Origin of the sequence: Corallococcus exiguus, assembly GCF_009909105.1 — a bacterium.
Taxonomy (GTDB): domain Bacteria; phylum Myxococcota; class Myxococcia; order Myxococcales; family Myxococcaceae; genus Corallococcus; species Corallococcus exiguus.
Window position 1 is genome coordinate 1118270 of sequence record NZ_JAAAPK010000003.1, and the last position, 6495, is coordinate 1124764.

Here is a 6495-nt window from a genome sequence, read left to right on the forward strand (position 1 = left end):
CCCCCAAGAATGCCTCCCGAGCGCCTGGCTTGGGCGCCTGCATTGTCTTCACTTGCGGTCATGCACAGGGTTGACCTACGCGCTCAGCGCTGAGGAGGCCCTCATGCGCTCGTCCGCACGCGATGCCATTGCCAGGAGGCAGCCATGAGCACCACCGCAACCCGGAGTCAGGATGCGACCACCGACGCGCGCGCCGGGAAGGTCGACATGAAGTTCGAAGCCGCCGTCATCCCCGTCTCGGATGTCGACCGCGCGAAGGCGTTCTACGGGAAGCTTGGGTGGAGGCTCGACGCCGACTTCGGTTTCGATAACGGCTTCCGGGTCATCCAGTTCACGCCGCCTGGCTCGGGGGGCTCCATCCAATTCGGTACGAACGTCACGTCAGCCGCGCCCGGCACGGCCCAGGGGCTCTACCTGATTGTCTCCGACATCCAGGCGGCACGAGACGACCTCGTCAGCCACGGTGTCGAGGTCAGCGAGGTATTCCATGCAGGGAAGCCAGGGGCTCAGTTCGGCATGGACGGCCGGTTGAGCGGGCCCGAGCCCGGACAGGGCAGTTACCGCACCTTCGCCTCGTTCAGCGACCCTGACGGTAACGGCTGGCTGCTGCAGGAGGTCACGACGCGGCTGCCCGGCCGGGTCGACGCCGCAGAGACGGCGTTCGGTTCCGCGAGCGATCTGGCGAGCGCACTGCGGCGCGCGGAGGCCGCCCACGGCCAGCACGAGAAGCGCACCGGGCAGAGGGACGCGAACTGGCCCGACTGGTACGCCGCGTACATGGCCGCGGAGAGGGCCGGGACGGAGCTGCCGACGTGAAAAGCGAGCCATCTCCGTCGTCAACGGCAGCCAACCGCTTTGAAGATCAGCTCGGTGACGGCTTCGGGGTGGCTGATCATCGCAACGTGTGAGCTGCGAATCTCGACGGTACGGGCGCGAGCGCGCCGGGCCATGAAGCGTTCGGCTTCGGGCGGAATGGCGTTGTCGTCGCGGGCGACCATGTACCACGACGGGATGGCCTTCCACGCCGGCGGGCCGGATGGCTCATCGAAGACGGAGGCGGCAGCGGGGCGCTGACTGGCGGCCGCCACCGCCGCGTCCTTGTCACGGATATCTGCCGCGAAGAGTTCCTGGAAGAAGGCGGGGTCGACGTAGGCGTCAGCGTCCGTGGTTCCGCCCCCCGGGAACGGACGCAAGATGAGGTGCTCGCTGAGCTCTGAATGGCCGCCACCAAGAGTGTTGGCCTCCGAGATGGTCTCCCCCTCGTCGAGTGCATACGCGGCGATGTACACGAGCGCTTTCACGTTCGCATTCCCGGTGGCGGCGTTCGTGATGATGGCGCCGCCGTAGGAGTGGCCGACCAGGACGATGGGGCCGGTGAGGGTTCCCAGGAAGTACCGCAGGTACTCCGCATCACCCGAGATGCTTCGCAAGGGATTCGCGAACGCGTAGGCCGTGTAGCCTTGTCTCTGCAGCCGCTTGATCACGTCGGCCCAGCCGGATGCGTCGGCGAATGCCCCGTGGACAAGGACGATGGTGGGCTTGCGACGACAGCCGGTGTTCCACGCGTCTTCGGATGCAACGGCCTGGGAAGGAGTGACGCTGACAGCCATCAGTGCCCAGAGGGCATAGAGCAGACCCAGCCGGCATACGTTCTGTTGGGTGAAGCGCTGAGCGTTCATCGGCCTCTCCGAATGGGCCCGCGCGTGGCGCGGGACGGCGCGGAAGGTGGGGGGCCGACACGACCGCGACAACCCAGACCGGAGTCCAGGCCTGATGACTCAGCTTGGATGGGGATTCGACTGGGGCCCCCGCGCGGCGGCCCCCCGCGCCACGCGCAGCCACACCAGCGAGACCATCAGCCACGCCGCCGTGAGCGCGCTCCATGTCTGGGGCGCGCTGGCCCAGACCAGCCACAGCGTCACGGCCACCCCCATCGCGAGCACCCGGGCAAGCTCCAGTGGCTCGCTCCACGCTTTCGACTCCAGCATCCCGCTCCAGGCGGTCGCCATCGCCCAGAGCAGCAGGCTCAACGCGACCTTCTGCCAGCCGGAGAGCGGCGAGGCATGGTGGCTTACCAGGAGCATGAACGGCATCGACGCGAACAACTGGAAGACGAGGTACCCCCGGACGCCAGGTAGCTCCCGCGAGTGGTACTTCACCTCCGCGCCCTCCTGCTGCCAGTAGCCCAACGTGCGAGGAGGCAGGTCCGCGGGCCGCCAGCCCGTGGGCATCACCCAGAGGCGCAGCCGGTCCCAGTGGCTCTTCGTGGCGACGGCGTCCGCGAAGAGCCGGGCCCACGCCTGGAAGTTGATGACCGTCGGGTCCCAGGTGTTCGCCGGGGTCGTCAGGCCATAGGAGCACGGCTCGGTCTCCTCCTCGTAGGTGCCGAACATCCGGTCCCAGATGATGAGGAAGCCCGCGTAGTTCTTGTCGATGTACGCGTCGTTGCGCGCGTGGTGCACGCGGTGGTGCGACGGCGTGTTCAGCCACGACTCCACCCACCGCGGGAGCTTGGGGATGACCCGCGTGTGGGGGATGAACTGGAGCACCAGGTGGAAGGCCACCATCGCCAGCACCGCCTCCGGAGGAAAGCCCACCAGCACCAGCGGCCAGTAGAAGAGGAACGAGAAGAGGCGCTGCGTCACGCTCGCGCGCAGGGCCACCGCGTAGTTGAGCTCCTCGGTGGAATGGTGCGGCGAATGGGCCGCCCAGCCGATGTTGGTGCGGTGCCCGAAGCGGTGGAACCAGTAGAAGAGGAAGTCGACGCCCAGGAAGAGCGCCACGAGTGACAGCGGCGACGATGCGTCCAGCCGCCACGGCGCGAACTGGCCCAGCTGCGTGAAGAGGGGCAGCACCATCAGGGCCACCGCGACGTTGACGCACTGGTTCATCACCGCCGTGCCCATGCTCGCGATGGAGTCCTGGAAGCTGTAGTAGCCGTTGCGGCGCACCACGCACCAGGCGAACTCGGTCAGGGCCAGGACGATGACGAAGGGCGTCGCCACCGCGTAGACGTTGATGGACATGCCTCCGGTATATGGTCCCCCGAGCGGCCTGCGCCTTAACCCAGGTCAAGCCAGGGTCCTGAGAGACGTGAGATTCCCCAAGCTCTTCGAGCGCCTCGCCACGCTGGCCCCGCTTCCTCCCGAGGAATGGGCGAAGGCCGAGGCCGTGGCGAAGGAGCAGTCGCTCGCGAAGCGGGAGTTCTTCATGCGTCCGGGGGATGCGGCGGACCGGTTCGCCGTGGTGCTCCAGGGCGTCTTCCGGGGCGTGCGCGTGTCGCCACGCGGAGGCGAGTCCATCAAGGCCTTCCGCGCCGAGGGCGAGCTGATTGGCGCCTACGCGGAGATGTTGCAGCGGAAGCCTTCGATGACCGCGATTGAAGCGCTGGAGCCGAGCCGCGTGCTGGTGTTCCAGACGCGGGACTTCCAGACGCTGGAGCAGGGCCACGTGTGCTGGGAGCGGCTGGCGCGCCGGGTGGCGGAGCAGCACTTCCTCCTCAAGGAGCGCCGGGAGCAGGAGTTCCTGGAGCTGTCCGCGGAGGAGCGGCTCGTGAACTTCTGGGAGGAGCATCCGCACCTGAAGGGACGGATTCCCCAGCGCGACGTGGCGGCCTACCTCGGCATCACCGAGGTGGGCCTGAGTCGCATCGTGTCGCGGCGGCGCAAGCGCACCGATTGAGCAGCGAGCCCGGACGCAACGACACACAGTGCGGGGTCAGGTCGACTGACAGGACGCCTCGTGGAAAGTTGATACAACCTGAGCCGAAGTTTTCATCCATCCTTCCGCGACAGATGAAGGTTGTCTGGCGAGCACGCCCGCTTCTACGCTCGCCCGATGACCCGACTGCTTGCCGCGTTGATCCTTCTTCCTTCGATGGCCTTCGGGCAGGTGCGCGTGGACATCGATGTGAAGCTGCCTGACATCGTCTTCTCGACCCCGCCGCCACTCGTCGTCGTGCAGCCCGGCGTACAGGTGGTGGAGGACTACGACGAGGACCTCTACGTCGTGGACAATGTGTACTGGGTGCGCCGCGATGGGCGGTGGTTCAGGGCGCGCGACTACCACGGCGGCTGGGAGTACGTGGAAGAGCGGCGAGTCCCCGTCACCGTCGTCAAGGTGCCTCCCGGGCGTTACAAGCGGTGGAAGCACCCGAAGAAGCGGGGTGCCGTGCCCGCGTCGTACCATGAGCGCGATCACCATCATGATGATCACCACGACGATCATCACGACCACCACAAGGGCGGCAAGGGCAAGGGCAAGAAGAAGTAGCCCGCCCTCCAGCTCTCAAGCCTTGGGGAACTTGACGACGGCGGTGGTGACCTTGACGAGGTCGTAGGACTCCTGCCGGTTGAGCAGGTTCGTCTGCTGCGCGACCAGTTGCGCGCGGAACTCCACCTGCCGAGCCTTGTGATCGATGAGCGCGTAGACGACGTAGTACCGCGCCCTGCGAATCATCGTCTCAGGGTCGACCGAGAGCTGGATGTCGTCCGGGTTCAGGCTGCTGTCGACGACGCACTTGAAGCCGGCAAGCTTGTGCAGGTTCTGCGAGGCGCTGTCAGTGCGCGCCTCGTGCCGGATGAGGATGCGGCCATCCTGGAACTTGTACCAGAGGCTGCAACCACTCAGGTTCGCGGTGAAGAAATACGTGAGGGTGTCGGTCGTGAGATCGATATCGCCCTCCGTGACGTCACCGGTCTTCCACGGCAGGTAGAAGGCATCAGGGGACTCGCTCTCCTTGAGCGTGGCGAGTTCGCGGTCTTCCAACTCATCGAACGCCACCGCGTAGGAGCCCATGCCGGAGCCAGGAGCTGGACCGAGGATGAGCGGCTTCTGCTTCTGTCTGCCGGATGCGTTTCCCATGAGGCTCCTTGAGCGTCACGCATTCATAGCAGGAGGCCCGGCCGGCCGTTCCATCTAGGATGGAGCGCCTTCATCTATGCTTGGGGCCGTGAACACATCAAGACTGAAGCCATGCGCATTCCTGGCGGTCTCCCTCTGGCTCGCATGTACGGGTCAGCTCGGCCAGGACGTTCCCGCGGAAGGCCCTCCCGATTCGGGAGTGCATCCCCAGGACGACGCTGGGATGCAGTCAGATGCCGGGCCAGATGACGCAGGAGTCCCGGATGCTGGCAGCCCCGATGCGGGGACGTCCTCCATCACGAGCGCCCGGGTCTTCTTCTCCGGACACAGCCTGCTCGACAACCCCATGCCCGACCACTTCGATGACATCGCCACGAGTCGAGGCAAGGACTTCAACTGGAACCAGCAGAACGTGATTGGTTCACCCCTGCGGGTGCGGACCTGGGGCAATAACGGATGGGAGGGTTACCGCTCGGGCAAGAACCGCTCGGGCGACAGCATGAACGTGGTCCAGGAGTTGTTGTCTCCCCAGACGCTGGGCCCGGGAGAGAAGTACGACACCCTTCTCATCACCGAGCGGCATGACCTGCTGGGCACCATCGAGTGGGAGAACACCATCGGCTACCTGCGGCACTTCCATGACCGCTTGATCGCCGGCAACCCGCAGGCCGTTACATACTTTTATCACACGTGGCTGGACATCGATAAATCCAACCCGTCTCAATGGATGACCTATGAGAAGAACGCCCGGTCTGCCTGGGAGTGTGTGTCTTCCAAGGTGAACCTCAAGTTGCAGAATGATGGACGGTCGGACCGCGTGGTGGCGCTCCCTGGGAGCACGGCCCTGGTCCATCTGGTGGAGCGAGTCATCGCGAACGAGGTGCCTGGCATCAGCGGTTCGACCTCGCAGAAGCTCAACGTGCTCTTCAGCGACAACGTCCACCTGACGTCCCTGGGGTCGTACTACATGGCCGCGGTCCACCATGCCGCCGTGTTCCGGGAGTCGCCCGAAGGGGCCCGGGTGCCGTCTGGAGAGAACGCGACGACCGTCCGGGCCTTCCAGCGCATCGCGTGGGAGTTCGTGAGCGCCTATTACGCGCAGCCTGGCGCGGGCGAGCGGACGATGGAGGACTGCCGCACGCGAATCCCTCGGGACGTCTGCCCTGGCTTCTGGGAGCTCCGCGGGGGATCCGAGAACGTCGCGGGCTGCCAGCGCTTCTTCGGCAATGCGACTCCGGGCCAGGGTGGAAACCCCTTCGTCTGGCCCGATCCGAACTGGCAGCCGCTGCCCCCTCCGTAGTCACGGCGCGGGGCTCGTCGTGGAGGCGAGCCCCCGTCCCATTCCCCCGCTGAGCTCGCCGCCCAGAATGAGGGCTCTCATTCCTCTTGTACTCATCCACGGATCGGCGGTAGAGCGGTGCCCCGCTTACGGGGAGTTAGTTCAGTTGGTTAGAACGCCGGCCTGTCACGCCGGAGGCCACGGGTTCAAGTCCCGTACTCCTCGCCACTGAAAGCCCAGCAATCCTACGGGGTTGCTGGGCTTTTGTTTTTTCTCTGAAGTTGCCCCGGTTTCGTGGAGTCCCACCCGCTGTGCGAAAAGGGTCCCACGATGCCGAAGTCACGCCCCCCATA

General features: G+C 65.8%; 7 protein-coding genes and 1 tRNA gene. 5 read left to right on the forward strand and 3 right to left on the reverse strand.

All coding sequences use genetic code 11. The features are described 5' to 3' along the window. Window positions 1–144: 144 nt before the first annotated feature. Entirely contained in the window at window positions 145–816 is a 672-nt protein-coding gene (locus GTZ93_RS16040; protein ID WP_139919774.1) for a VOC family protein, read from the forward strand. A gap of 20 nt (window positions 817–836) precedes the next feature. On the opposite strand, the gene GTZ93_RS16045 is transcribed toward GTZ93_RS16040, so the two are convergent. Together GTZ93_RS16045 and GTZ93_RS16050 are read right to left on the reverse strand one after the other, a co-directional pair. Then, complete coding sequence (locus GTZ93_RS16045) at window positions 837–1679, reverse strand: alpha/beta fold hydrolase (protein ID WP_139919773.1); 843 nt, start codon at window positions 1677–1679, stop codon at window positions 837–839. Between the two features lie 99 nt (window positions 1680–1778). After that, the gene (locus tag GTZ93_RS16050; RefSeq protein WP_120575020.1) at window positions 1779–3026 is read right to left on the reverse strand and encodes a sterol desaturase family protein; all 1248 of its coding nucleotides are present in this window, start codon (window positions 3024–3026) and stop codon (window positions 1779–1781) included. Window positions 3027–3093: 67 nt separating this feature from the next. Between GTZ93_RS16050 and GTZ93_RS16055 the strand changes: the two genes are divergently transcribed. Together GTZ93_RS16055 and GTZ93_RS16060 are read left to right on the forward strand one after the other, a co-directional pair. Further along, window positions 3094–3681 carry a Crp/Fnr family transcriptional regulator gene (locus tag GTZ93_RS16055; protein WP_120575021.1) on the forward strand — a complete coding sequence of 196 codons (588 nt, stop codon included), beginning with the start codon at window positions 3094–3096 and terminating at the stop codon, window positions 3679–3681. A gap of 156 nt (window positions 3682–3837) precedes the next feature. Beyond that, the gene (locus tag GTZ93_RS16060) at window positions 3838–4272 is read left to right on the forward strand and encodes a hypothetical protein (protein WP_139919772.1); all 435 of its coding nucleotides are present in this window, start codon (window positions 3838–3840) and stop codon (window positions 4270–4272) included. Window positions 4273–4287: 15 nt separating this feature from the next. Here the strand turns inward: GTZ93_RS16060 and GTZ93_RS16065 are convergent, their stop codons facing one another. After that, window positions 4288–4863, reverse strand: coding sequence for a hypothetical protein (locus GTZ93_RS16065; protein ID WP_139919771.1), 576 nt, complete (start codon window positions 4861–4863; stop codon window positions 4288–4290). A gap of 223 nt (window positions 4864–5086) precedes the next feature. On the opposite strand from GTZ93_RS16065, the gene GTZ93_RS16070 reads away from it, so the two are divergent. Next, window positions 5087–6163 carry a hypothetical protein gene (locus GTZ93_RS16070; protein WP_257979299.1) on the forward strand — a complete coding sequence of 359 codons (1077 nt, stop codon included), beginning with the start codon at window positions 5087–5089 and terminating at the stop codon, window positions 6161–6163. A 130-nt stretch (window positions 6164–6293) separates the two neighbouring features. After that, a tRNA-Asp gene (locus tag GTZ93_RS16075) sits at window positions 6294–6370 on the forward strand. The last annotated feature ends 125 nt before the right edge of the window (window positions 6371–6495 follow it).

Coding starts and splice junctions, on each gene's coding strand:
- GTZ93_RS16060 (WP_139919772.1), top strand. CDS start 3,838: ATGACCCGACTGCTTGCCGCGTTGATCCTTCTTCCTTCGATGGCCTTC.
- GTZ93_RS16070 (WP_257979299.1), top strand. CDS start 5,087: ATGCAGTCAGATGCCGGGCCAGATGACGCAGGAGTCCCGGATGCTGGC.
- GTZ93_RS16050 (WP_120575020.1), bottom strand. CDS start 3,026: ATGTCCATCAACGTCTACGCGGTGGCGACGCCCTTCGTCATCGTCCTG.
- GTZ93_RS16065 (WP_139919771.1), bottom strand. CDS start 4,863: ATGGGAAACGCATCCGGCAGACAGAAGCAGAAGCCGCTCATCCTCGGT.
- GTZ93_RS16040 (WP_139919774.1), top strand. CDS start 145: ATGAGCACCACCGCAACCCGGAGTCAGGATGCGACCACCGACGCGCGC.
- GTZ93_RS16045 (WP_139919773.1), bottom strand. CDS start 1,679: ATGAACGCTCAGCGCTTCACCCAACAGAACGTATGCCGGCTGGGTCTG.